Source organism: Kitasatospora sp. NPDC058184, from assembly GCF_042883725.1.
In the GTDB taxonomy this organism is placed as follows: Bacteria; Actinomycetota; Actinomycetes; order Streptomycetales; family Streptomycetaceae; genus Kitasatospora.
In genome coordinates, this window is sequence record NZ_JBHVVE010000005.1 from 422,362 (window position 1) to 444,451 (window position 22,090).

Consider the following 22,090-nt stretch of genomic DNA (forward strand, 5'->3'; position numbering starts at 1 on the left):
CCGGGCGGCGATGGTGGCGGGCGCCTTCCAGGGGCCCTTGACCCGGCCAGGCTATCGGGTGGCGGATACTGACAGGCATGGCATACGACGATCTCCGCTCGTTTCTCCGGGCCCTCGACCGTGAGGGCGACCTCAAGCGCATCAAGGCGGAGGTGGACCCGCACCTGGAGATCGGCGAGATCGTCGACCGGGTGCAGAAGGCCAAGGGCCCGGCGTTGCTCTTCGAGAACGTCAAGGGCTCGTCGATGCCCCTGGCGATGAACGTCTTCGGCACCGAGCGGCGGCTGGCCAAGGCGCTCGGCCTCAAGGGCCCGGACGACATCTCCGAGAAGATCGCCGGCCTGCTCAAGCCCGAGCTGCCGCAGGGCTTCACCGGCTTCCGGGACGCCTTCGGCAAGCTCGCCTCGATGGCGCACGTCCCGCCCCGGCACGTGAAGCCGGGTGACGCCCCGGTGCAGGAGGTCGTGCTCACCGGCGACGACGTCGACCTGGACGACCTGCCCGCGCTCTTCACCTGGCCGCAGGACGGCGGCTCCTTCTTCAACCTGGGTCTGACCCACACCAAGGACCCGGACAGCGGCATCCGCAACCTGGGCCTCTACCGGCTCCAGCGGCACGACCGCCGCACCATCGGCATGCACTGGCAGATCCACAAGGACAGCCGCAACCACGCCGCGGTGGCGGCCAAGCGCGGTGAGCGCCTCCCGGTCGCGATCGCCTTCGGCTGCCCCCCGGCCGTCACCTACGCGGCCACCGCGCCGCTGCCCGGGGACATCGACGAGTACCTCTTCGCCGGCTTCGTCGCCGGGGAGCGGGTCCGGATGGTCGACTGCAAGACGGTGCCGCTCCAGGTCCCGGCCGACGCCGAGGTGGTCCTGGAGGGCTGGCTGGAGCCCGGCGAGATGCTGCCCGAGGGCCCGTTCGGCGACCACACCGGCTTCTACACCCCGCAGGAGCCGTTCCCGGCGCTGAAGATCGACTGCGTGACGATGCGCCGCCGCCCGATCCTCCAGTCCATCGTGGTCGGCCGCCCGCCGACGGAGGACGGCCCGCTGGGCAAGTTCACCGAGCGGTTCTTCCTGCCGCTGCTGAAGATCATCATCCCGGACATCGTCGACTACGACCTGCCCGAGGCCGGCGGCTTCCACAACTGCGTGATCGTCTCGATCGACAAGAAGTACCCCAAGCACGCCCAGAAGACGATGCACGCGATCTGGGGCGCGCACATGATGTCGCTGACCAAGCTGATCATCGTGGTGGACGCCGACTGCGACGTGCACGACTACCAGGAGGTCGCCTGGCGGGCCTTCGGCAACGTCGACTACAGCCGGGACCTGACCGTGGTCGAAGGCCCGGTGGACCACCTGGACCACGCCTCGTACCAGCAGTTCTGGGGCGGCAAGGCGGGCATCGACGCGACCCGCAAGCTGCCGGAGGAGGGGTACACCCGGGACGGCGGCTGGCCGGAGATGGTGTCCTCCGACCCGGCCACCGCCGAACTGGTGTCGCGTCGCTGGAAGGAATACGGACTGTGAGCACGGCCGCTGTCGAGACGCCGGGGCGCACCAGGGCGTTCCTCCGCCTGGTGATGATCGAGCACTCGGTCTTCGCGCTCCCGTTCGCGTACATCGCCGCGCTGACGGCCATGTTCCTCGCGGACAAGCGGGTGCACTGGGGCGAGCTGTTCGTCGTCACCGTGTGCATGGTGGGGCTGCGCACCTTCGCCATGGCGGCGAACCGGATCATCGACCGGGAGATCGACGCCCGCAACCCGCGCACGGCCACGCGTGAACTGGTCACCGGAGCGGTGTCGTTGAAGACCGCGTACGTCGGCTCGGCCGTCGCGCTGGTGGTCTTCCTCGGCGCGGCCGCGATGCTCAACCCGCTCTGCCTGGCGCTCGCGCCGGTCGCCGTGGTGCCGATGGTGGTCTACCCGTACGGCAAGCGGTTCACGAACTTCCCGCAGGCGATCCTGGGCATCGCCCAGGCGATGGGGCCGGTCGGCGCCTGGCTCGCGGTCACGGGCAGCTGGTCGTGGGAGGCGGTCGTGCTGGGCGTGGCCGTCGGCATCTGGATCGGCGGCTTCGACCTCGTCTACGCCTGCCAGGACGTCGAGTCCGACCGCGAGCACGGGGTCCGTTCGGTGCCCGCGCGGTACGGCGTGCCGGCGGCCATCCGGGGCGCGCGGGTGTGCCACGTCCTGACGACGCTCCTGCTGGGCTGGTTCGCGCTCCTGACGGACGCCGGAGCGGCGTTCTGGATCGGCCTCGTGGTCGTCGCGGGGGCCTTCGTGTACGAGCACACCATCGTGCGGCCGAACGACCTGTCGAAGCTCAACCGGGCGTTCTTCCAGACCAACAGCTTCGTGGGGATCTCGCTGTTCTTCTTCGCGCTGGTGGACCTGGTCGTCCGGGGGCTCGGGATCTGATCCGCGCGTCCGCCGGCGGGCTCACGGGGCGCTCCTCCCGCCTCGTCCGGGCCCGCCCGCCGCTCGTGGACCGGCTCAGCGGAACAGGGCCGCGTGGTCCCTCGCCCAGGCGTGGAAGCTGCGGGCCGGGTGGCCGGTGACGTCCTGGACGGTGCTGGTGGCCGGCTCGGGGGCGGTGAGGCGGGCGTGGACGAGGTCCAGGGCGCCGTCGACGGCGGCCGACGGGCGGCCGGCGGCGGACAACCGGTGGCGGGCGGTCTCGCGGGGGACCTCCTGCCAGCTGGCCGGGCGGCCCGCGGCCGCGCCGATGATCTCCACCTGCTCCGCCTGGGTCGGCGACTCCGGGCCGGTGAGGACGTACCGGGCGCCGTCGTGGCCGTCCTCCACCAGGGCCCGGACGGCCACCGCCGCGACGTCCCGCTCGTCCACCGGGTTCAGCCCGGCCGCGCCGCCGTAGCCCCGCACCGTGCCCCCGGCCCTGATCTCCTCCGCCCACTGCAGCGCGGCGGCGAAGCCGTGCGCCCGCAGCACCGTGTGCCGCACCCCGCTGCCGGCGAGCAGCGCCTCGATCCCGCCCTCCGGCCGGCCGGGGACGGCCGAGGACAGGAACACCACCCGCCCGACCTCCCGGGCCAGCACGCCGACGGCCTCCGTGGCCCCGTCCGCCGTCGGGAACGGCCACCCCAGCAGCACCGCGCCGGCGCCCTGCACCGCGGCCTCCAGCGATGCCGGGTCGCGCAGCTCCCGCCGGGGCAGCGTCCGCACCCGCACGCCGGCCGCCGCGAGCTGCAGCCCGACGTGCCGCCCGACCGCTCCGGAGACGCCGATCACCAGCACCGGCGACGTGTCGTCAACTCGCTCATCTGTCATGCATCGAACGTAAGCGAGAAGGATGAGACGCCCAATGCGCACGGGTCTCGGGTCCATGCGCCAGCGTCTACCCCGCGGCGCGCGCCAACTCCCGCACGCCCCCTGATGCTTCGCGCTCTGGCCGGCCGCCGACCTCCTCGGCCCCGCGGTGCGGGGTACGGGTCCGGAGGCGCCGCGGGGTCAGTCGCCCAGGTGGGGGGCGTCCGGGTGGTAGGTCCGCTGGCGTTCGACCGGGGCGGCGGCGAAGTCGCCGTTGCCGTTGACGACCTCGCCGACGCCGACCCGGGTGCCCCGGGCCCGGCCGTGGCCCTTGAGGACGCCGCCGCGACCGTCCGGGTCGGGGTGGGTGTACGGGCGGCCGGCGGCGAGCTCGACCGCGCGGGCGGAGATCGGGCCGAGGACCTGGGCGCCGGTGCCGAGGCGGCAACGGCCCGTCAGCTCGGCGCCGTTGGCGATCCTGACCTCGTCCCCGAGCTCGACGGCCTCGCCCGCCCCGGCCCTGACCACGGCGCCGCCCTCGCCGATCCGCGCGCGGCGTCCGACGGTGATCCGCCCGCCGCCGGTCGCGACGATCCGGGCGCCGCCGTACAGGACGGTGCCCGGGCCGATCGCGCAGTCGCTGTCCGCGTCGCACTCGACGGTCGCGCCCGGGTACAGGACGGTCTCCGCCGACAGCGTCACCCGCCGCGCGACCAGTACGGAGAACGGGTCGAGGACGGCCACGCCCCGGTCGGCGAGCAGCACCAGCTCGCCGGGGGTGAGGAGCCCGCGTTCGTGGCGGATGCGGTCCAGACGGTGCCAGAGCTCGTGATCAGTCATGATCGTCGGATCATACGGAGGCCCCGGCCGGGCCGGCCTCAGTTGTGCAGGAAGCCCTCCAGCGCCGTCGCCAGGGCCACCGGGGCCTCGTACATCGGGTAGTGCCCGCTGCCGGCGAGCTCCTCCAGCTCGGCGTTGGGGTAGTGGGCGAGGAAGGTGCCGCGCATCACCTCGGCGGTGAGGGCGAGGTCGTGCTCGCCGACGATCACCTTGACCGGCACCGGGTTGCCGTCGATCCGGCGCCGCAGGTCGGCCGTCGTCCAGTCGTGGACGTAGCGGCCGAAGGCCTCGGGGGTGGACTGCCGCAGGGACTGGTCGACCATGCGGTCGAGCCAGACCCGGCCGGCCCGCTGCCCGGTGACCAGGTCGAGGATCGCGAAGCGCTTCTCCCGGTCCTCGGCCGCGCCGTAGAACAGGGCCTCGCCCGCCGCGTCCATCGGGTACTCCCCGGCCGGCACCGGGGCCAGGCCGACCAGCTTGCGCACCCGCAGCGGCGCCTCGGCGAGCACCTGCTGGGCCGCCTTGCCGCCCATGGAGTGGCCGACCAGCGAGAAGCGGTCCCAGCCGAGCTGGTCGGCCAGGGCGAGCGCGTCGGAGGCGATCTCGGCGAGCGTGTACGCGCCGGTGACGCCCTTGCGCAGCCCGTAGCCGCGGTAGTCGAGGAAGGCGTAGCCGAAGGCCTTGCCGTCGAGGTAGTCGAGGAACGGGCCCCAGCCCGCGCTGGTGCCGAACCAGTCGTGCAGGACCAGGACGTGGTGGTCGCCGGTGCCGATCAGGCGGTGAGGGATCGTCATGCCAACGGTCGTTCCCCGCGATCCGCCCGTCCGAACGGACGGTTCGCGGGGATCCGGGGCGGATGCCGCCCGCCGGGGCTCAGGCGTCGCGCCGGGCGAAGGCCGGTGCGTGCTCGGGGAGCGGGCCGAAGGCGATCAGGCGGGAGAGCAGTACCGGGAAGCCGGGGACGTGCCGGGCGAGGGCCACCAGCCGGGCGGGCGGGCCGGCCCGCTCGCCGGTGAGGACCGGCTCGAACAGCACGCTGTGCAGGACCCGCTGCATCCGCTGCATGATCACCGTCGGCCGCAGCCGGCGGTGCTGGACCCGGGCCAGGGCCGCCACGGTCGGACGGCCGCGGCGCAGCGGTTCGGCGAGCAGGGTGGCGGCCGCGACGGCGTCCTGGATGGCGAGGTTGATGCCCACCCCGCCGGCCGGGGACATCGCGTGGGCGGCGTCGCCGATCAGCAGCAGCCCGTCGGTGTACCAGCGGTCCAGCCGGTTGAGCCGGACGTCGAGCAGGTGCAGGTCGTCGAGGCTCGCCAACTGGTCGACCCGGTCCGCGTACTGGGGCAGCAGCCGGGCGATCCGCTCGCGGAACCGCTCGATCCCCTCGGCGCGCAGCTGCGGGTCGGCGCCCTTGGCGCGGAAGTAGGCGATCTGGAAGTAGTCGGTCCGGGCGAAGCTCAGCACCATGTCGCCGGACCCGAACCCGGGGACGAGGCTGGGCGGCTGGGCCTGCTCGTGGGGGTGCCGGGGCAGCCGGAACCACCAGGTGTCGAAGGGCACCGGGAACTCCTGGGCGGCCAGGCCGGCCGCCCGGCGCAGGGTGGAGTGCCGGCCGTCGGCGGCGACGGTGAGGTCGGCGCGCAGCTCGCCCTCCTCGCCGTCCCGGGTGCGGTACCGGACTCCGGTGACCCGGCCGCCGTCCCGGAGCAGTCCGGTCGCCTCGGTGTTCATCCGCAGGGTGAAGGTCGGCTCCTGCCGGGCCTCCGCGACCAGGAAGTTCAGGAGGTCCCACTGCGGGATCATGGCGATGTAGTTGTACGGGGGCCGCAGCCGTTCGTAGGCGCTCAGCGCGACGGGGGCGGAGCCGGGCGGCTGCACCACCAGGTTGCCGAGGCGGCTCTGCGGCAGCGCGGCGAACTTCCGGCCGAGGCCGAGTTCGTCCATCAGCCGCACGGTGGAGGCGTGGACGGTGTCGCCGCGGAAGTCGCGCAGGAAGTCCCCGTGCTTCTCCAGCACGGTCACCTCGACACCGGCGCGCGCCAGCATCAGGCCCAGCATCATTCCGGCCGGCCCGCCCCCGGAGATCACGACGCTCATGGCTCTCCCCTTTCAGTGCTCGATCGATCACTGTCCGTGTGGAACCTGTATATACAGAATCTCTGGAACCGTCCCAGGTGTCAAGTAGTACGATGCTTCACATGAAGGAGCTGGTGACGGCCGCCCTCACGGCGGCGAAGGAACGGGGCCAGGACGTCGCGGACGTCCCGCTCACGGCGATCGCCGCGACGGCCGGCATCTCCCGCAGCACGCTGCTGCGCAGGCTCGGCGGCTCCCGGGCGGTGCTGGACGAGGCCGTCCGGGAGGCGGGCGTCGACCCGGGCGGACGGCCGCCGGTGCGCGAGCGCGCGATCGCGGCGGCGGCACTGCTGGTGGCCGAGCGCGGCCTGGCCGGGGTCACCCTGGACGCCGTGGCCGACCGGGCCGACTGCTCGCTGCCCAGCCTGCACACCGTCTTCGAGGGGCGGGACGGCCTGCTCGCCGCCGTGTTCGAGCGGCACTCCGCGCTGCCCGACCTGGAGGCCCTCGCCGCCGACCCGCCGGAGACCCTGGAGGAGACCGTCCGGGCGCTCCACGCCACCTTCGCCGCGGCCTTCGTGCACGAGCCGCGGATCGTCCCGGCGGTCTTCGCCGACCTGCTCGGCCGCCCGGACGGCCCCGCCGCCCGGGTGATGGCCGCCACCCTGCCGCAGGCGCTCGCCGGCCTGGACCGGCTGCTGCGCCCGCACGTGCGGGCCGGCCGGCTGAGACCGCTGCCCACCCCGGTGCTGACCCAGCTGATGATCGGCCCGCTGCTCAACCACGCGCTGATGCGGCCGGTGCTGGAACCCGCCCTGGGGGACGGGCTGCCGTCGACGGACGAGACCGTCGAGCTCTTCGCCCAGGCCTACCTGCGCGCGGTCGCCCTCCCCGCGGCGGAATCCGGGAGCGTCGGCGACACCCCCTGAGGGGGCCCGTGACCGGCACCCCGCGGCGCCTCGTCCTCGGCTGCCGGTTCGCGAGGGTCAAGTCGCCCTTCGAGCAAGGGCGGTGACGGACGCGGGGGCGGTGGTCAGCCGAGGAGCAGCCGGTCGCCGACCCGCAGGCGGCCCGGGGTGGCGACCTCGGCGAGGGCGTCGAGCCGGCCGTCGTGGGCGTGCACGACGGCCTTGAGGATCTCGGGGGCGTGCGGCAGTCCGGGCTGCGGGGCGCCGGTCATCGCGCAGCGCTCGCTGGAGGCGACGAAGGAGAGCCGGGCGCTGCCGGGGGCCTCGCCGGAGGCCTGGCGGCCGAGCCAGGCGTCCTCGACGAACGGCGGGGTGCCGGGCGGGGTGCGCAGCACGATGTTGGGGCGGAACCGGCGCTCGTCGACCACGGTGAAGGGGACGGCCTCGCGGACCCAGTCCAGGGTGGCGGTGCTGAGCACGCTGACCGGCAGCCGGTCGAAGTGCGAGACGGCGTCCTCGCGGGCGAGTTCGACGTCCTCGCGCTGGAGGTAGGCGCGCAGGAAGGAGTTCGGCCGGTCGACCGGGCGGCCGAGCGGGTCGAACAGTTCGGGGCCGTCGATCCGGTGGCCGAGCCGGGCGGAGAGGCGGAGCAGGCCGTCCATCCGGCGGAAGCGGCGGGTGTTCTTGCCCGAGCCGAGCTTCCCCGCGGCGTCGCGGACGGCGTAGAGGCGGTCGCCGGCCAGGCCGCGCTCGTCCACCTCGACGGAGTCGAGCCGCTCGCCGCCGGTGGACTTCACGGGGTAGCGCCAGAGTCGCTCGATCACTCCGATGATCTCAGCCATGGCCGGAAAGCGTACTGGCGTTGACGGGGGATGGTCTAGACCAAGTCCCCGGCCCGGGCGGAGAGTCCGGCTCAGCCCAGCCGGGCCACCGCCCGTACCGGTGCGCCGTCCGCCGCGACCAGCCGCAGCGGGAACAGCGAGACCTCCACCGGCAGGCCGGCCTCCTGGGCCGCCAGCAGCGGCCGCAGGTCGGTCAGGTTCTCGGCGATCACCCCGCCGCCGGGCGCCCCCAGCAGCACCCGGTGCGCGGCGAGCGTGGGCTCGTCGGCGGCGCCGTGGTCGTGCTCGTCGGTGAGGTCGGCGAGCAGGGCGGCCACCGCCGGGTCGCCCGGGCCCGGGTCGGGGGTCGGGTCGACGCTGAGCGCGTCCACCCCGACCGTCCGCACCCCGGCGGCGACGATCGCCTCGGCGGCGGCCGGGGTCAGGGCGGGGTGGGCGAGGTAGGCGTCGGTGCCCCAGTGCCGGGCCCAGCCGGTGGCCAGCAGCAGGACGGTGCCCTCGCCGGAGTCCGCGACCCGCTCCAGCGCGGCCGCCAGCAGCCCGGGGGTGACGGCCGACCGGGGCTCCAGCCCGCGCAGGTCGGCGACCACGGCGGGGCCGGTGAACCGCTCCAGCGGCAGCCCGTCCAGGGTCGGCCAGGTGACGTCCACGTGGTACGGCGCGTCCACGTGCGTCCCGGACTGCGAGCCGAGGTGCAGGGCCAGCACGTTCACCCCGGCGGTGGCCGTGGTGAGCGCGGGCTCCAGCAGGACGGCCGGATCGCCGGGGTAGACCGGCATCGCGGTGGTCACCTGATGGGTGAGGTCGACGAGGGTCGCTGCCATGCGCCCATCCTCCCAGGGGCGGGCGCTCCCGGACCCCTCCCGGTCGGCCCGGTCCGGAACCACGGGTGGAGCCGGGACAGAATTGCCCCATGGGAACTGCGAAGCGTCAGCCGTGGGTGGTCGGGGTCTCGGGTGCGTCGGGGACGCCGTACGCGGCCTCGGTGATCCGCGCGCTGCTGGCCGCCGGCGAGGCGGTGGACCTGGTCGTCAGCCGCGCCGCCCGGCTCACCATCCTGGACGAGACCGGCATCTCCTTCCGGGACGCCCACTGGCGCACCGACCTCGCCGCCTGGCTCGGGAGCGACGAGGGCCTGGACGACGTCCGCTACTGGCCCGCCGGGGACTTCGCGGCCGGGCCGTCCAGCGGCTCCTACCCGGCCAAGGGCATGCTCGTGGTGCCCGCGACCACCGGCGCGGTGGCCGGGATCGCGCTCGGCCTGAGCAAGGACCTGCTGCAGCGCGTCGCCAGCGTCACCCTCAAGGAGCGCCGTCCACTCGTCGTCTGCGTGCGCGAGACGCCACTCAACGGGGTGACGTTGAAGCACCTGGTGGAGCTCGACGCGCAGGGGGCGGTCGTCCTGCCCGCTTCGCCCGGTTTCTACGCCGGCGGCTCCACCGTGCGCGAACTCGTGGATTTCGTGGCCGGACGGGTGCTGGACGCCGTCGACGTGCCGCATTCCCTGTACCTGCGCTGGGAAGGGGAGTTGGGGGCGGCCGCCCGCAAGACGGCCGCCGGCGAGGGCGCACCGGCTGAGGGGGAGTAAGGAGACCCGGGGCGGGAGAGTATCTTCTCTGCGATATCCGGGTCGTTCGGCGCACGGCGCCTTTGAATCCGGATAATGATCTGTGGGTCTGGTGAGGTTCGGAAGGACGCGGACGGTATATGGACACGGTGGACAGACAGCTCATCCAGGCGCTCCGGGAGAACGGCCGTGCGTCCTACGCCGAGTTGGGCCGGCTGGTCGGGCTCTCCGGCCCGAGCGTCACGGACCGGATCAACCGCCTGGAGCAGGCCGGGGTGATCACCGGCTACCGGGCGACGGTCAACCCGGCCTCGCTCGGCTTCGGTGTCACGGCCCTGATCGGCCTTCAGCTCACCGACGCCGCGGACCACGAGGACGTCGCGCACCGGCTGAAGGACCTCAACGAGGTCGAGGACTGCTGGTTCATCGCCGGTGACGACTCCTACATGCTGAAGGTCAGGGTGGCCGACGTGGCCGGCCTGGAATCGGTGGTCAAGCGGATCTCGGGCACGAAGGGCGTGGCCCGGACCCGCACCACCGTCGTACTCTCCACCAAGTGGGAAAACCGGGTGAGTGAACTTCCTCCTGTAGGAGAGTGACGTATGGCACTGGTCGGACTGGAGGAGCTGCGCGCGGCTCGGCAGCGGATCGCGGGGGTCGCCGTGCGCACCCCGCTGGTTCCCGCCCCCTGGGCGGCCGAGGGGGAGCGGCGGCTCTGGCTGAAGCCCGAGAACCTCCAGCCGACCGGGGCCTTCAAGACCCGCGGCGCCTACAACCGGCTGGCCGCGCTCACCGAGGACGAGCGCGCCCGGGGCGTGGTGGCCCAGTCCAGCGGCAACCACGCGCAGGCGGTGGCGTACGCGGCCCGGGCGCTCGGCATCAAGGCCGTGATCGTGATGCCGGACACCTCGCCCGCGGTGAAGGTGGAGGCCACCCGCTCGTTCGGCGCCGAGGTGATCCTGGTGGCGCCGGAGGAGCGGGACACCCTGCCCGCCGAGCTGGCCGGGAAGCACGGCTACGTCTGGGTGCCCCCGTACGACGACCCGTTCATCATCGCGGGCCAGGGCACGGTCGGCCTGGAGATCGCCGAGGACGCCCCGGCCGACCTGGACACCGTCCTGGTGCCGGTCAGCGGCGGCGGCCTGATCGGCGGGACGGCGGCCGCGCTCAAGCTCACCCGCCCCGGCATCCGGGTGATCGGCGTGGAGCCCGAGCTGGCCGCCGACGCCCGGGCCAGCCTGCGGGCCGGCCGCCGGGTCGAGTGGCCGGTCGCCGACACCTACCGGACCATCGCGGACGGGCTGCGCACCCCGTCGCTCGGCGTGCTGCCGTTCGAGCACGTCGCCGCCTACGTGGACGACATCGTCACCGTCACCGAGGACGAGATCCGCGCCACCGTGGCCGTGCTGGCCCGCCGCGGCCGGCTCGTCGCCGAGCCCTCCGGGGCGGTCGCCCCGGCCGCCTACTTCCACCGCGCCGCCGAGACCGGGGGCCAGTCGGTGGCGGCCGTGGTCAGCGGAGGCAACATCGACCCGACACTGCTCGCCGAGCTGCTCTCGGCATAGGCGTACGCTCATTCCGGCAAGGAATCGAATGTCGGAGGAGGCGGGTCACCGCATGGACGCAGGGCTCAAGCGCGAGCTGGAGGCGAAGGTCTACGCGGGTGAGCGGCTGACCCGCGAGGACGGGATCGCGCTCTACGAGAGCGACGACCTGGCCTGGCTGGGCGGGCTGGCCCACCACGTGCGGACGCGGAAGAACGGCGACGTCGTCCACTTCAACGTCAACCGTCACCTCAACATGACCAACGTGTGCAGCGCGTCCTGCGCGTACTGCTCGTTCCAGCGCAAGCCGGGCGAGAAGGACGCGTACACGATGCGCATCGAGGAGGCCGTCCGCCTCGCCAAGGCGATGGAGGTCGACTCCCTCACCGAGCTGCACATCGTCAACGGGCTGCACCCGACGCTGCCGTGGCGCTACTACCCGCGCTCGCTGCGGGAGCTGAAGGCGGCGCTGCCGAACGTCTCGCTGAAGGCCTTCACCGCCACCGAGATCCACTGGTTCGAGAAGATCAGCGGCCTGCCCGCCGACGAGATCCTGGACGAGCTGATCGACGCCGGCCTGGAGTCGCTGACCGGCGGCGGCGCGGAGATCTTCGACTGGGAGGTCCGCCAGCACATCGTCGACCACGACACCCACTGGGAGGACTGGTCGCGGATCCACCGCCTCGCGCACGGCAAGGGCCTCAAGACGCCCGCCACCATGCTGTACGGCCACATCGAGGAGCCCCGCCACCGGGTGGACCACGTGCTGCGGCTGCGCGAGCTCCAGGACGAGACCGGCGGCTTCCAGGTCTTCATCCCGCTGCGCTACCAGCACGACTTCCACGACTCCAAGGACGGCGTCGTGCGCAACAAGCTGATGGCCCGCACGGAGATGGCCACCGGCGCCGAGGCGCTGAAGACCTTCGCGGTCTCCCGGCTGCTCTTCGACAACGTCCCGCACGTCAAGGTCTTCTGGGTGATGCACGGCGTCACCACCGCCCAGCTGGCGCTCAGCCACGGCGCGGACGACATGGACGGCTCGGTGGTCGAGTACAAGATCACCCACGACGCGGACAACTTCGGCACCCCGAACAAGCTCGGCCGCGACGACCTGCTCGGGCTGATCCGCGACGCCGGCTTCCGCCCGGTGGAGCGCAACACCCGCTACGAGGTCATCCGCGAGTACGACGGCCCCGACCTGGAGCGTCGCGAGACCCCGCAGGCGATGCGCCTCTGACCTGCGAAGATCCCCGCCGCCCGGACCGCTCGTCGGCCCGGGCGGCGGTTGTCTTCACGGCCTCCGCACCTGACCCGGGTTTACCAACGGGTACGGCGTTTGGCAGGATCGACAGCATGTCCGGTTCTCATCGCGCCACCGAGTACCCGTCGTACGAGCCGATGCGGGAGCCGGTGTACGGGGTGCCGCAGCAGTCGTACGAGCAGCCGTACCCCGAGCACGAGGCGTACCGGCAGCCCGTTCCGCAGGAGTACGGCCAGGGCGTGTACCAGCCGTACCAGCAGACTCCTGACGGCTACTCCGAGGCGTACGACCAGCCGTTCCAGGCCTACCAGGGTGAGCCGGAGGGCGGCTACGAGGCGGCGTCGGTGTACCAGCCGGTGCCCGCGCCCGAGACCGTCCCCTTCGAGCCCGGGCCCGTCGTGCTCGCCGCCGCTCCCGCCGCACCCGTGGCGGGCTCCCGGACGGCCGCGCGGGGACGCCGGCGCAAGGCCAAGCAGAAACGTCACGGCAAGGCCGTGATGGCCGGCACCGCGCTGCTGGTCGCCGCCACCGCCGGCTGGTACGCCGTCGGCCAGGACGGCGCCAAGCCCGGCATCGCCGCCGCCGACGGCCCCGGCCCGGAGGGCGTCAGCAAGCCCGACCACCCCGCCCCGGCCCCCGCGGCCGCCCAGGCCGCCTCCGACCGGCAGGCCGCGGCCCCCGCCGCCGACCGCAGCCAGACCCGTACGGACGGCTCGGTCGCCGCGATACCCGGCCTCGGCGCGAAGTTCACCGCGCAGATCCCCGCCGAGACCGCCCAGGTGCTGGTCGCCTCCGGCCAGGACAAGAACACCGACAAGAACGCCGTCACCCTCTGGACCCGCACCCCCGAGGGCCGCTGGCTGGCCGGCGAGACCTGGCAGGGCCACAACGGCAAGAGCGGCTGGACCACCGACCACAACGAGGGCGACCTGCGCAGCCCGATCGGCGTCTTCAGCCTCACCGACGCGGGCGGCCGCAAGGCCGACCCGGGCAGCAAGCTCCCGTACGACAAGGACCCGAGCTTCGTGGTCTCCGGCACGGGCTTCTTCGGGGACCAGCTGGCCGGCTCCTTCGACTACGTGGTCGCGATCAACTACAACCGCGTCCCCGGCAACTCCCCGCTCGACCCGCGCCGCCCGATGGGCTCCAAGAAGGGCGGCGGCATCTGGCTCCACGTGGACCACGACGGCCCGACCCACGGCTGCGTGTCGATCCCCGAGGACAAGATGGCCCAGCTGATCCGCACCCTGGACCCGGCCGCCCACCCCGTCGTCGTGATGGGCGACGCCTCCACGCTGGCACTCTGACCCCGGAGTCCGCGGAAGCCGGGCACGGAACCCGGGCGCCCCAAGGCCCCTTGTCCACCTCCTACAGATCGAGGGGGCGGATCCTGTCGCCGGTCATACCATGCTGACCAGCGGGTAACCCGGTTCCATGGCAGTATGAGCGGTTCGCGCATTGTGGCACTCGGCCACTACCAGCCCCCCAAGGTCCTCACCAACGACGACCTGGCGGGGCTCGTCGACACCGACGACGAGTGGATCCGTACCCGTGTCGGCATCCGCAGCCGGCACATCGCCGAGGACGAGACCCTGGTCGACCTCGCCACCGAGGCCGCGCAGAAGGCGCTCGCCAACAGCGGCCGGACGGCGGACGAGATCGACCTCGTCGTGGTCGCCACCTGCACCGCGATCGAGCGCAGCCCCAACACCGCCGCCGCCGTGGCCGCCCGGCTGGGCGTGCGCTCGCCGGCCGCGTACGACATCAACACGGTCTGCTCCGGCTTCTCGTACGCCCTGGCCACCGCCGACCACGCGATCCGGGCCGGCTCGGCCCGCCGCGCCCTGGTGATCGGCGCCGAGCGGATGTCCGACACGCTCGACTGGACCGACCGCTCCACCTGCGTGATCTTCGGCGACGGAGCGGGCGCCGCGGTGGTCGAGGCCCAGGAGGAGGGCGCCGAGCCCGGCATCGGGCCGGTGGTCTGGGGCTCCGAGCCCGAGCGGGGCGACGCCGTGGTGATCACCGGCTGGGACCCGGTGATCAGCCAGCAGGGCCAGTCGGTCTTCCGCTGGGCCACCACCCAGCTCGCCCCGCTGGCCCGCCAGGCCTGCGAGCGGGCCGGGATCGCCCCGTCCGAGCTGAAGGGCTTCGTCCCGCACCAGGCCAACCTGCGGATCATCGACGCGATCGCGGGCAAGCTGGGCCTCGGCGAGGACGCGGTGGTGGCCCGGGACGTGGTCCACTCCGGCAACACCTCGGCCGCCTCCATCCCGCTGGCCTTCTCCAAGCTGGTCGAGCGCGGCGAGCTCTCGCCCGGCGACCCGGTCCTGCTCTTCGGCTTCGGCGGCGGGCTGGCCTACGCCGGCCAGGTCGTGCGCTGCCCCTGACCCCGACCCGGCGGCGCCACGAGGCCGCCTGAGGGCGCCGTGAGGCCGTCCGGACCCGAACAACGCCGCTGGGCGGGCACCCTGTCACGGGTGCCCGCCCAGCGGCATGTCTGGCGCGCTTGCGGTACGTCGGCGGACCTCCCCCGAGGACACGGCCGCCGTCCGTCGTTCCCCGGACAGGAGGCCGGGGCTGCGCGCGGAGCGGATGGTGGGTCGGTGGACGGTCCTACTTGGGCGCCTTCTTGCCGGTGACGCCCAGGTACACCAGGGGAGCGAGGTTGGGCTTGAGGTCCTTGACCTTGACGCCCCAGGAGGTGAAGGCCTTCTGGTGCTCGGCCGCCGAGGCGAGCAGCGAGACCAGGGCCCCGGCCACGGCGTTCGGGTCGAGCGACTTGTCGGCCTGACCCTTCGCCTGGAGTTCCCTGACGGCCTCCGCGAGCGGCTTGGCGACCGCGTTGAGGACCGTCATGCGGATCTTGAAGAACCGCTTGTCCCCTTCGGCGGCACCGAGCGTGACCACTCGGAGAATGGCGTCGTTCTTGCGCCAGAAGGCGAGGAATCCGTCGACCAGTTCTTCCGAAGTGGTCGGTCCGGACTTCCCTGCCCAGGACTTTCCGGCCACCAGCTCTTTGAGCTGGTCGGCGTCCTTGGCCATTTCCTCGGCGATTTCGAGGACAGCGCCCTCGACATCCGGGAAGTACTGGTAGAAGGTCGCGGGGGAGGTACCCGCCATACGGGCGACGTCGATGACCTTGACGTCCCGATAGGGCGACGTGCTGAGCATCTCGCGGAGGCAGTCGAGCAGCTTCTGCCGCGTCTCCTGTCCGCGTCGCCCGGCGACGCGACCGTCGACGGTGCGAACTTGTCCTGTCATGCCGTCAGCTTACCGTGGCACGATCTTGGCGCGATTCGGTGATGCGACTATTACTCCGCACGGGGGTTGGTATAGCGGCATGAACCACTTCGGACGGATATTCACCGGGCTTCGAAGCCCCTGTTTGAAGCCCCCCCGTGTGCTTGCGATCTCACAGCGTGACGGCGAGTCCGCTGAGGGGTGGTCGGGTGACAGAGCGTGACGATGACCGAAGAGTGCGGCGCCGTCCGGAAGTGGACGGTCCGGAGCCCCGGGCGCAAGCCGCCCCCGGAGCGGGCGTCAGGATCCGGTCGTTCCGTCCTCGCTGGTCAGAGGCCTGTCCGGGGCGTCCTCCGGGCCGGGACGACGTGTTTCAGGGGGTGGGGGAGGTTGGATATGCGCGGGACGGCATTGGAGAATCGGGTCCGGCACCACGCGGCGGGTGCGGACAACGGGGAGGTGGCAGCGGAGTGGACCAGCTGACGGCGCACGATCCGAGGCGGATCGGGCCCTTCGAGGTGCTGGGGCGGCTCGGCGCGGGTGGGATGGGGCTGGTCTACCTGGCGCGTTCCGCGGCCGGGCGGCGGGTGGCCATCAAGACCGTGCGGGGTGAGCTGGCCGAGGACGAGCTGTTCCGGGTCCGCTTCGCCCGGGAGATCGCGGCGGCCAAGACGGTCGGCGGCTTCTACACGGCGGCGGTGGTGGACGCCGACGCGGACGCCCGGGTGCCCTGGCTGGCCACCGCCTACATCCCGGCGCCCTCGCTGGAGGACCTGGTCGAGGAGTGCGGCCCGCTGCCGGTGGAGGCCACCCGCTGGCTGGTCGCCGGCATCGCCGAGGCCCTGGAGTCCATCCACGCGGCCGGGCTGATCCACCGCGACCTCAAGCCCTCCAACGTCCTGGTGGTCGAGGACGGCCCGAAGGTGATCGACTTCGGCATCGCGGCCGGGGTCTCCAGCACCCGGCTCACCATGACCAACGTCGCGGTCGGCACCCCCGCCTACATGTCCCCCGAGCAGGCCCGGGACAGCCGCACCGTCCGGGGCGCCAGCGACGTCTTCTCGCTCGGCTCGCTGATGGTCTTCTGCGCCACCGGGCACCCGCCCTACCGGGGCACCAACCCCGTCGAGACGGTGTTCCAGCTGCTGCGCGAGGAGCCGGACCTGACCGGCATGCCGCCCGAGCTGATGGACCTGGTCCGCCGCTGCATGCAGCAGGCCCCCGAGCGCAGGCCCACCCCGGCGCAGATCCAGACCGAACTCGCCCCGCACCTCTTCTCCCGGGACGACGCCACCGGCGAGGCCGGGGACTGGCTGCCCGCCCACGCGCTGGAGCTGATCGAGCGCAAGCGGGGCCGGCGCCCGGCCGCCCAGCCGCCGCGCCCGCCCGCCGAGCCGGCCCAGCCGCCCCCGCACCCCCAGGCGCCGCCCGCGCACGTCCCGCCGCAGCACCCCGGCCCGGCCGACCCGCGCACCAACCCGGGCGGGCGGCACGCACAGCCGCCGGCCGGGCCGGTGCACAGCCTGCCGCAGCGCGCCCCGGGCTCGGACGCCGAGATCCCGACCGCGAAGATCGCCTCCCCGAACCGGCACCGGGCGCCCACCGGCGGCGCCGTCGAGGTGCAGCTCTCCGGCGCCTCCGTCCGGATAGGCCCGGGGCCGCGGGCCGAGCACGAGCAGCCCGGCCCGAGCACCGCCCCGGCCACGACCGACTGGGTCCGCCGGGCCCCCGTCCCGCCGCCCCCGCCGGTCGCCCGCTGGCGCCCCTGGCGGTTCCGGATGTCCAACGACGTCTGGGGCACCCCGGTGGTCGCCGACGGGACGCTGTTCGTCTCCAGCTTCGAGGTGCACGCGCTGGACATCGCCTCCGGTGAGCGCCGCTACAAGACCCGGGACGTGGCCTGGGCGCTCGCGGTGGACGCCGGCCGGGTGCACGCCGCGGACGGCCCGCACCTGTACACCGTGGACGCCGCGGACGGCACCGAGCGCTGGCGCACCTCGCTGGACGGCTGGGTCTACTCGCTCTCCGCCGCCGACGGCGTGCTCTGCTGCGGCATCAGGGGCGGCGGCGTCCAGCTCCGCTCGGCGGCCAACGGCGCCGAGCTGTGGCGCGCCGACGACGCCCAGCAGGACTTCGAGAACCCGCAGTCCGGCCCGGTCCTGGTGGGCGGCGCCGCCTACTACTACGGCGGCGGGCGGCTGCGCTGCGTCGACCCGCGCGGCGCGGGCCTGCGCTGGTCCTTCCCGGTCGGCGAGGAGGTGCCCTCGCACCCGGTCGAGCGCGGCGGCGTGCTGTACGTGTCGGCCGGCACCCGGGTGTACGCGCTGGACGCGGCCAGCGGGGCCGAGCGCTGGCGCTTCGACGCCCCGGTGGTGCTGTTCACCCCGCCCGCCCTGGACGCCGACGCGGTCTACGTGGCCGACTACCTGGGCACGGTCTACGCGCTGGACGCGGCCACCGGCCGGGACCGCTGGCGCGGGGTCACCGGCCGCCGCCAGGGGGCCGACCCGGTGGTGGTCTCGGACGGCATGGTGCTGGTCGGCAACGGCGAGGTGCTGTACGCCTTCGAGGCGGCCACCGGCCGGGAGCGCTGGCGCTACACCGCCCGCGGCGAGATCGTCGGCTCCCCGGCGGTGGCCGACGGCCTGGTGCACCTGGGCAGCCGGGACCACTCGCTGCACACCCTGGACCTGGCCAGCGGTCAGCTGCGCTGGGAGCTCGGCACCAAGGGCGAGCTCACCGGCTCGCCGGTGGCGGTCGGCGGCCGGGTCTTCGTCGGCTCCAAGGACCGCTGCGTGTACGCGCTGGACGCCTTCTACGGCACGGCGGTGCCCGCCCGCTGAACCGCGGGGCGGACACCGCCGGACGGGCGCCGTCGGATCAGGCCCTGCGGGCCCCGGGGTGGCGGCTGCACCAGCCGTCCCACGCGGAGGAGACCATCTCGGTCACGTCGTGGCGGGCGGTCCAGCCCAGCTCGCGGTGGATCAGGTCGGCGGAGGCCACCACCCGGGCCGGGTCGCCGGGGCGGCGCGGGGTCACCTCGGCGGCGGTGTCGTAGCCGGTGACCTTGCCGATCACCGCCAGCATCTCCTTGACGCTGACGCCCTCGCCGCGGCCGATGTTCAGCACTAGGGAGGTCGCGCCGGCCGGGTCGGCGGCCATCCGCTTGGCGGCCGCCACGTGCGCCGAGGCGATGTCGGAGACGTGGATGAAGTCGCGGACGCAGGTGCCGTCCGGGGTCTGGTAGTCGTCGCCGAAGACCCGCGGGGCCTCGCCGGCGGTGAGCCGCTCGAAGACCATCGGGATCAGGTTGAACACCCCGGCGTCGGAGAGCTCGGGGGAGGCGGCGCCGGCCACGTTGAAGTAGCGCAGGGCCACGGTGGACATGCCGTGGGCCTTGCCGGCCGCGGCGACCAGCCACTCGCCGGCCAGCTTGGTCTCGCCGTACGGGCTCATCGGGGCGCAGGGCGTGGACTCGGTGACCAGGTCGACGTCCGGCATGCCGTAGACCGCGGCGGAGGAGGAGAAGAGGAAGCGCTTCACCCCGCCCTCGGCGGCGGCCTCCAGGACGGTCTGGAGGCCGATCATGTTCTCGCGGTAGTACAGGAACGGCTGCTCGACGGACTCGCCGACCTGCTTCTTGGCGGCGAAGTGCAGGATGCCCTCGACGCCGTGCTCGCGGATCGCGGCGTCCAGGGCGGCGCGGTCCAGGGTGGAGCCCTCGATCAGGGGGACGCCGGCCGGCAGCCGGGAGGCGTCGCCGGTGCTGAGGTCGTCCAGGACGGCGACGCGCTCCCCGGCGTCGAGCAGCTGTCGGACGACGTGTCCGCCGATGTATCCGGCACCGCCGGTGATCAACCAAGTCATGTGCCGATCCTAGGGGCGCGCCTCGGGGATCTCCGGCGCACCCGCGTTCGGATCCGACCGCCACGTTCGGGCGAGTCGGGGCCACAAAGCGGACAAAACGGTGAAAAGCTGACAAGGATTTCCGTGCGCTCATGCCCGCGCCCCCCGGCGTGGTGACGAATCGGAGGCAGCCAGGTGCACCGTCGCAAGGAACACACCAGCCCCCTGCCCGGCGGGCGGCTGCCGGCCGCGGCCGTGGTCGCCGTGGCGGCCGCGCTGGCGCTGGCCGGCTGCAGCAGCGGCACGTCCTCCTCCGCCACCGTCGCCGCCACCGGCTCGCCCTCGTCCCCCGGCTCCACCCAGGCCTCCGCGACGTCCGGCCAGTCGAACGGCGGGACCCAGCTGCAGGACGCCTACCAGGCGGTGATCGCCAACGTGCTGCCCTCCGTGGTGCAGATCACCACCGGCGACAGCCTCGGCTCCGGGATCGTCTACGACGACAAGGGCGACATCGTCACCAACGCCCACGTGGTCGGCTCCGCGAAGACCTTCACGGTGACCCTCGCCAACAGCACCACGACGCTGGACGCCGGCCTGGTCGCCAGCTACCCCGACTCCGACCTCGCGGTGATCCGGCTGAACAACCCGCCGAGCGGTCTCCGGCCGGCCAGCTTCGGCGACTCGGGCAAGGTCCAGCTCGGCCAGATCACCCTCGCCATGGGCAGCCCGCTGGGGCTCTCCAGCAGCGTCACCCAGGGCATCGTCTCGGCCACCGGACGGACCGTCTCCGAACCCCAGGGCCCCGGCTCGCCGGGCGCCACCATCGGCAACATGGTGCAGACCTCGGCGGCGATCAACCCGGGCAACAGCGGCGGCGCGCTGGTGAACCTGGACAGCAAGGTGATCGGCATCAACACGCTCGCCGCGACCGAGCCGCAGAGCAACGGCGCGGCCGCCCCCGGCATCGGCTTCGCCATCCCGGCGAGCACCATCACCAACATCGCCGACCAGCTGATCAAGCAGGGCAAGGTCACCAACTCCGGCCGGGCCGCGCTCGGCATCACCGCCCGGACCAGCTTCAACCAGCAGTTCCAGCCGGCCGGCGCGGTCATCGTGGCGGTCACCCCGGGCGGGGCGGCGGCCTCGGCGGGGCTCCGGGCCGGCGACGTCATCACCAGGATCGGCGACACCCAGGTCGACTCGCTGAACGCGCTCACCACCGCGCTCGCCTCGCTCACCCCGGGCAGCAAGGTCACCGTCACCTACACCCGGGACGGCGGCAGCAAGACCGCCGACGTCACCCTCGGCGAACTGGAAGGCGCCCAGACCTCCTCCCCCTGAGCCCCGGTACGGGGACGCCGGGCCGCACGCCGCGCAAGGGTTCAGCGGGCCGGGTGCCGTACCGGAACGGCGCCGGGACCTCGTCTTCGCCTCGACGAGGTCCCGGCGCCCTACTGTGCCGTGCTGTTCCCGTGGTCAGCGGCGGGCGGTGCGGGTGCGCCAGGGCAGCTCGACGGTGACGGTGGTCGGGCCGCCGTCGGGGCTGTCCACCAGGAAGACCCCGTCCACCGCGCGGATCCGCTCGGCCAGCCCGGCCAGGCCGCTGCCCGGGTACGGGGCCGCGCCGCCCTTGCCGTCGTCCTGGACCAGCACCATCAGCTGGTTGTCCGAGCGCCAGACCTCGACCGTGGCGGAGCGGGCGCCGGCGTGCTTGGAGACGTTGGTCAGCAGCTCGCTGACGGTGAAGTAGGCGATGCCCTCGACCGCCGAGTCCGGGCGCTCGGGCTGCCCGTCCGGGCCGCTCAGGTCGACGCTCACCCGGACCCCGCCGGGGACGGTGCAGCGGGCGGCGACCGAGGACAGCGCGGCGTCCAGGCCGCGGTCGGTGAGCACCGCCGGGTGGATGCCGCGGGCCAGGTCGCGCAGCTCCTGGAGGGCCAGCTTCACCTCGCCGTGGGCGTTGTCGACCATCTTCGCGGCGGCCGCCATGTCGTCCTCGGACTCCACCTCGCGCAGCCGCTCCTTGGCCATGCCGAGGTCCATCGCCAGGGCGACCAGCCGGGCCTGGGCGCCGTCGTGCAGGTCGCGCTCGATCCGGCGCAGGTCGGCGGCGGCGGTGTCGACCACGGTGCCGCGGTCGTCCTCCAGCTCGCGCACCCGCTCGGCCAGGGCGCCCGGGAAGAGCAGCGACTCGATCAGGATGCGGTCGACCGAGGCCAGCCCGCGGATCACCCAGGGCAGCACCGGCCAGAGCACGATCACCGAGACCAGGGTCAGGGCGAAGCTGAGCACGCCCCAGGGCAGCATCAGCACGTTGTAGAGCGCCGAGCGCCAGTTCAGCAGGTCGGTGAGCTGGGCGATGGTGTAGCCGACCACCCCCGGGCGGCGCGGCTTCACCGGCTCCGGCTCGTCGATCGCGGAGCCGTACGCGGCGCGCGCCCGCCGCCGGCCCAGCGTGCCCAGGGAGCGCGAGACGGCCAGGCCGCCGGCCAGCATCGGCAGGCCGAGCACGGTGACCGACAGGCCCAGGCCGACCGACAGCGCGGTCATGGCCAGCACGAAGCCGAAGATGCCGAGCGGCAGGTTCAGCAGCAACTGGCCGACCTGGTGCCACATCCTCGTGCCGTACAGCGGTGGGCGCTCCATCCGGGCGTCCTGCTCCTTGATGGCGTCCACGGCGCGGTGC

At 73.4% G+C, this 22,090-nt stretch carries 20 protein-coding genes; 11 read left to right on the forward strand and 9 right to left on the reverse strand.

The window, feature by feature from the left end:
* The first annotated feature begins 77 nt into the window (after window positions 1–77).
* Both ACFVXH_RS12690 and mqnP read left to right on the forward strand, forming a co-directional pair.
* The gene (locus ACFVXH_RS12690; protein ID WP_049651533.1) at window positions 78–1,535 is read left to right on the forward strand and encodes a menaquinone biosynthesis decarboxylase; all 1,458 of its coding nucleotides are present in this window, start codon (window positions 78–80) and stop codon (window positions 1,533–1,535) included.
* The gene (gene mqnP, locus ACFVXH_RS12695; RefSeq protein WP_369808292.1) at window positions 1,532–2,428 is read left to right on the forward strand and encodes a menaquinone biosynthesis prenyltransferase MqnP; all 897 of its coding nucleotides are present in this window, start codon (window positions 1,532–1,534) and stop codon (window positions 2,426–2,428) included. The genes ACFVXH_RS12690 and mqnP overlap by 4 nt, the downstream gene beginning before the upstream one ends.
* A 75-nt stretch (window positions 2,429–2,503) precedes the next feature.
* Here mqnP and ACFVXH_RS12700 read toward each other — a convergent pair whose 3' ends face one another.
* The 4 genes from ACFVXH_RS12700 to ACFVXH_RS12715 form a co-directional block, all read right to left on the reverse strand.
* Window positions 2,504–3,298 carry a nucleoside-diphosphate sugar epimerase gene (locus ACFVXH_RS12700; protein ID WP_387822771.1) on the reverse strand — a complete coding sequence of 265 codons (795 nt, stop codon included), beginning with the start codon at window positions 3,296–3,298 and terminating at the stop codon, window positions 2,504–2,506.
* Window positions 3,299–3,478: 180 nt separating this feature from the next.
* The gene (locus tag ACFVXH_RS12705; protein ID WP_387822774.1) at window positions 3,479–4,117 is read right to left on the reverse strand and encodes a hypothetical protein; all 639 of its coding nucleotides are present in this window, start codon (window positions 4,115–4,117) and stop codon (window positions 3,479–3,481) included.
* A gap of 38 nt (window positions 4,118–4,155) precedes the next feature.
* The gene (locus ACFVXH_RS12710; protein ID WP_375876946.1) at window positions 4,156–4,911 is read right to left on the reverse strand and encodes an alpha/beta fold hydrolase; all 756 of its coding nucleotides are present in this window, start codon (window positions 4,909–4,911) and stop codon (window positions 4,156–4,158) included.
* A gap of 79 nt (window positions 4,912–4,990) precedes the next feature.
* Window positions 4,991–6,214, reverse strand: coding sequence for an FAD-dependent oxidoreductase (locus tag ACFVXH_RS12715; protein WP_387822777.1), 1,224 nt, complete (start codon window positions 6,212–6,214; stop codon window positions 4,991–4,993).
* 101 nt (window positions 6,215–6,315) lie between these two features.
* Here ACFVXH_RS12715 and ACFVXH_RS12720 point away from each other — a divergent pair, with 101 nt between their 5' ends.
* Window positions 6,316–7,122: a TetR/AcrR family transcriptional regulator gene (locus tag ACFVXH_RS12720; RefSeq protein ID WP_049651539.1), complete on the forward strand. Its 807-nt coding sequence runs from the start codon at window positions 6,316–6,318 to the stop codon at window positions 7,120–7,122.
* 104 nt (window positions 7,123–7,226) lie between these two features.
* On the opposite strand, the gene ACFVXH_RS12725 is transcribed toward ACFVXH_RS12720, so the two are convergent.
* The gene (locus ACFVXH_RS12725) at window positions 7,227–7,943 is read right to left on the reverse strand and encodes an MOSC domain-containing protein (RefSeq protein WP_387822780.1); all 717 of its coding nucleotides are present in this window, start codon (window positions 7,941–7,943) and stop codon (window positions 7,227–7,229) included.
* 71 nt (window positions 7,944–8,014) lie between these two features.
* Window positions 8,015–8,767 (reverse strand): cyclase family protein, encoded by a 753-nt coding sequence (locus ACFVXH_RS12730; protein WP_074004000.1) that lies wholly within the window; start codon window positions 8,765–8,767, stop codon window positions 8,015–8,017.
* Between the two features lie 89 nt (window positions 8,768–8,856).
* Between ACFVXH_RS12730 and ACFVXH_RS12735 the strand changes: the two genes are divergently transcribed.
* The 6 genes from ACFVXH_RS12735 to ACFVXH_RS12760 all read left to right on the forward strand — a co-directional run bounded on the left by ACFVXH_RS12735 (window position 8,857) and on the right by ACFVXH_RS12760 (window position 14,705).
* Complete coding sequence (locus ACFVXH_RS12735) at window positions 8,857–9,531, forward strand: UbiX family flavin prenyltransferase (protein ID WP_049651542.1); 675 nt, start codon at window positions 8,857–8,859, stop codon at window positions 9,529–9,531.
* 119 nt (window positions 9,532–9,650) lie between these two features.
* On the forward strand, window positions 9,651–10,109 hold the full coding sequence (locus ACFVXH_RS12740; protein ID WP_049651543.1) for an Lrp/AsnC family transcriptional regulator: 459 nt from the start codon (window positions 9,651–9,653) through the stop codon (window positions 10,107–10,109).
* 3 nt (window positions 10,110–10,112) lie between these two features.
* Window positions 10,113–11,075, forward strand: a complete 963-nt coding sequence (locus ACFVXH_RS12745; protein ID WP_117488285.1) for a threonine/serine dehydratase — start codon at window positions 10,113–10,115, stop codon at window positions 11,073–11,075.
* A 52-nt stretch (window positions 11,076–11,127) separates the two neighbouring features.
* Complete coding sequence (gene mqnE, locus ACFVXH_RS12750) at window positions 11,128–12,291, forward strand: aminofutalosine synthase MqnE (RefSeq protein ID WP_049651548.1); 1,164 nt, start codon at window positions 11,128–11,130, stop codon at window positions 12,289–12,291.
* 116 nt (window positions 12,292–12,407) lie between these two features.
* Complete coding sequence (locus tag ACFVXH_RS12755) at window positions 12,408–13,622, forward strand: L,D-transpeptidase family protein (RefSeq protein ID WP_338016324.1); 1,215 nt, start codon at window positions 12,408–12,410, stop codon at window positions 13,620–13,622.
* A 135-nt stretch (window positions 13,623–13,757) separates the two neighbouring features.
* The gene (locus ACFVXH_RS12760) at window positions 13,758–14,705 is read left to right on the forward strand and encodes a beta-ketoacyl-ACP synthase III (RefSeq protein WP_049651545.1); all 948 of its coding nucleotides are present in this window, start codon (window positions 13,758–13,760) and stop codon (window positions 14,703–14,705) included.
* A 226-nt stretch (window positions 14,706–14,931) separates the two neighbouring features.
* On the opposite strand, the gene ACFVXH_RS12765 is transcribed toward ACFVXH_RS12760, so the two are convergent.
* Window positions 14,932–15,579, reverse strand: a complete 648-nt coding sequence (locus tag ACFVXH_RS12765; RefSeq protein WP_049651546.1) for a TetR family transcriptional regulator — start codon at window positions 15,577–15,579, stop codon at window positions 14,932–14,934.
* A 449-nt stretch (window positions 15,580–16,028) separates the two neighbouring features.
* Between ACFVXH_RS12765 and ACFVXH_RS12770 the strand changes: the two genes are divergently transcribed.
* The gene (locus ACFVXH_RS12770) at window positions 16,029–18,401 is read left to right on the forward strand and encodes a PQQ-binding-like beta-propeller repeat protein (protein ID WP_074003998.1); all 2,373 of its coding nucleotides are present in this window, start codon (window positions 16,029–16,031) and stop codon (window positions 18,399–18,401) included.
* 37 nt (window positions 18,402–18,438) lie between these two features.
* Here ACFVXH_RS12770 and galE read toward each other — a convergent pair whose 3' ends face one another.
* Entirely contained in the window at window positions 18,439–19,425 is a 987-nt protein-coding gene (gene galE, locus ACFVXH_RS12775) for a UDP-glucose 4-epimerase GalE (RefSeq protein WP_074003997.1), read from the reverse strand.
* Window positions 19,426–19,629: 204 nt separating this feature from the next.
* On the opposite strand from galE, the gene ACFVXH_RS12780 reads away from it, so the two are divergent.
* Window positions 19,630–20,745, forward strand: coding sequence for a S1C family serine protease (locus ACFVXH_RS12780; protein WP_049657672.1), 1,116 nt, complete (start codon window positions 19,630–19,632; stop codon window positions 20,743–20,745).
* A 135-nt stretch (window positions 20,746–20,880) separates the two neighbouring features.
* Here the strand turns inward: ACFVXH_RS12780 and ACFVXH_RS12785 are convergent, their stop codons facing one another.
* Window positions 20,881–22,050: a sensor domain-containing protein gene (locus tag ACFVXH_RS12785; RefSeq protein ID WP_049657675.1), complete on the reverse strand. Its 1,170-nt coding sequence runs from the start codon at window positions 22,048–22,050 to the stop codon at window positions 20,881–20,883.
* Window positions 22,051–22,090 lie beyond the last annotated feature (40 nt).

Coding starts and splice junctions, on each gene's coding strand:
- ACFVXH_RS12755 (WP_338016324.1), top strand. CDS start 12,408: ATGTCCGGTTCTCATCGCGCCACCGAGTACCCGTCGTACGAGCCGATG.
- ACFVXH_RS12705 (WP_387822774.1), bottom strand. CDS start 4,117: ATGACTGATCACGAGCTCTGGCACCGTCTGGACCGCATCCGCCACGAA.
- ACFVXH_RS12760 (WP_049651545.1), top strand. CDS start 13,758: ATGAGCGGTTCGCGCATTGTGGCACTCGGCCACTACCAGCCCCCCAAG.
- ACFVXH_RS12785 (WP_049657675.1), bottom strand. CDS start 22,050: ATGGAGCGCCCACCGCTGTACGGCACGAGGATGTGGCACCAGGTCGGC.
- ACFVXH_RS12690 (WP_049651533.1), top strand. CDS start 78: ATGGCATACGACGATCTCCGCTCGTTTCTCCGGGCCCTCGACCGTGAG.
- ACFVXH_RS12720 (WP_049651539.1), top strand. CDS start 6,316: ATGAAGGAGCTGGTGACGGCCGCCCTCACGGCGGCGAAGGAACGGGGC.
- ACFVXH_RS12730 (WP_074004000.1), bottom strand. CDS start 8,767: ATGGCAGCGACCCTCGTCGACCTCACCCATCAGGTGACCACCGCGATG.
- ACFVXH_RS12745 (WP_117488285.1), top strand. CDS start 10,113: ATGGCACTGGTCGGACTGGAGGAGCTGCGCGCGGCTCGGCAGCGGATC.
- ACFVXH_RS12765 (WP_049651546.1), bottom strand. CDS start 15,579: ATGACAGGACAAGTTCGCACCGTCGACGGTCGCGTCGCCGGGCGACGC.
- ACFVXH_RS12700 (WP_387822771.1), bottom strand. CDS start 3,298: ATGACAGATGAGCGAGTTGACGACACGTCGCCGGTGCTGGTGATCGGC.
- ACFVXH_RS12740 (WP_049651543.1), top strand. CDS start 9,651: ATGGACACGGTGGACAGACAGCTCATCCAGGCGCTCCGGGAGAACGGC.
- mqnE (WP_049651548.1), top strand. CDS start 11,128: ATGGACGCAGGGCTCAAGCGCGAGCTGGAGGCGAAGGTCTACGCGGGT.
- galE (WP_074003997.1), bottom strand. CDS start 19,425: ATGACTTGGTTGATCACCGGCGGTGCCGGATACATCGGCGGACACGTC.
- ACFVXH_RS12715 (WP_387822777.1), bottom strand. CDS start 6,214: ATGAGCGTCGTGATCTCCGGGGGCGGGCCGGCCGGAATGATGCTGGGC.
- ACFVXH_RS12735 (WP_049651542.1), top strand. CDS start 8,857: ATGGGAACTGCGAAGCGTCAGCCGTGGGTGGTCGGGGTCTCGGGTGCG.
- ACFVXH_RS12725 (WP_387822780.1), bottom strand. CDS start 7,943: ATGGCTGAGATCATCGGAGTGATCGAGCGACTCTGGCGCTACCCCGTG.
- ACFVXH_RS12710 (WP_375876946.1), bottom strand. CDS start 4,911: ATGACGATCCCTCACCGCCTGATCGGCACCGGCGACCACCACGTCCTG.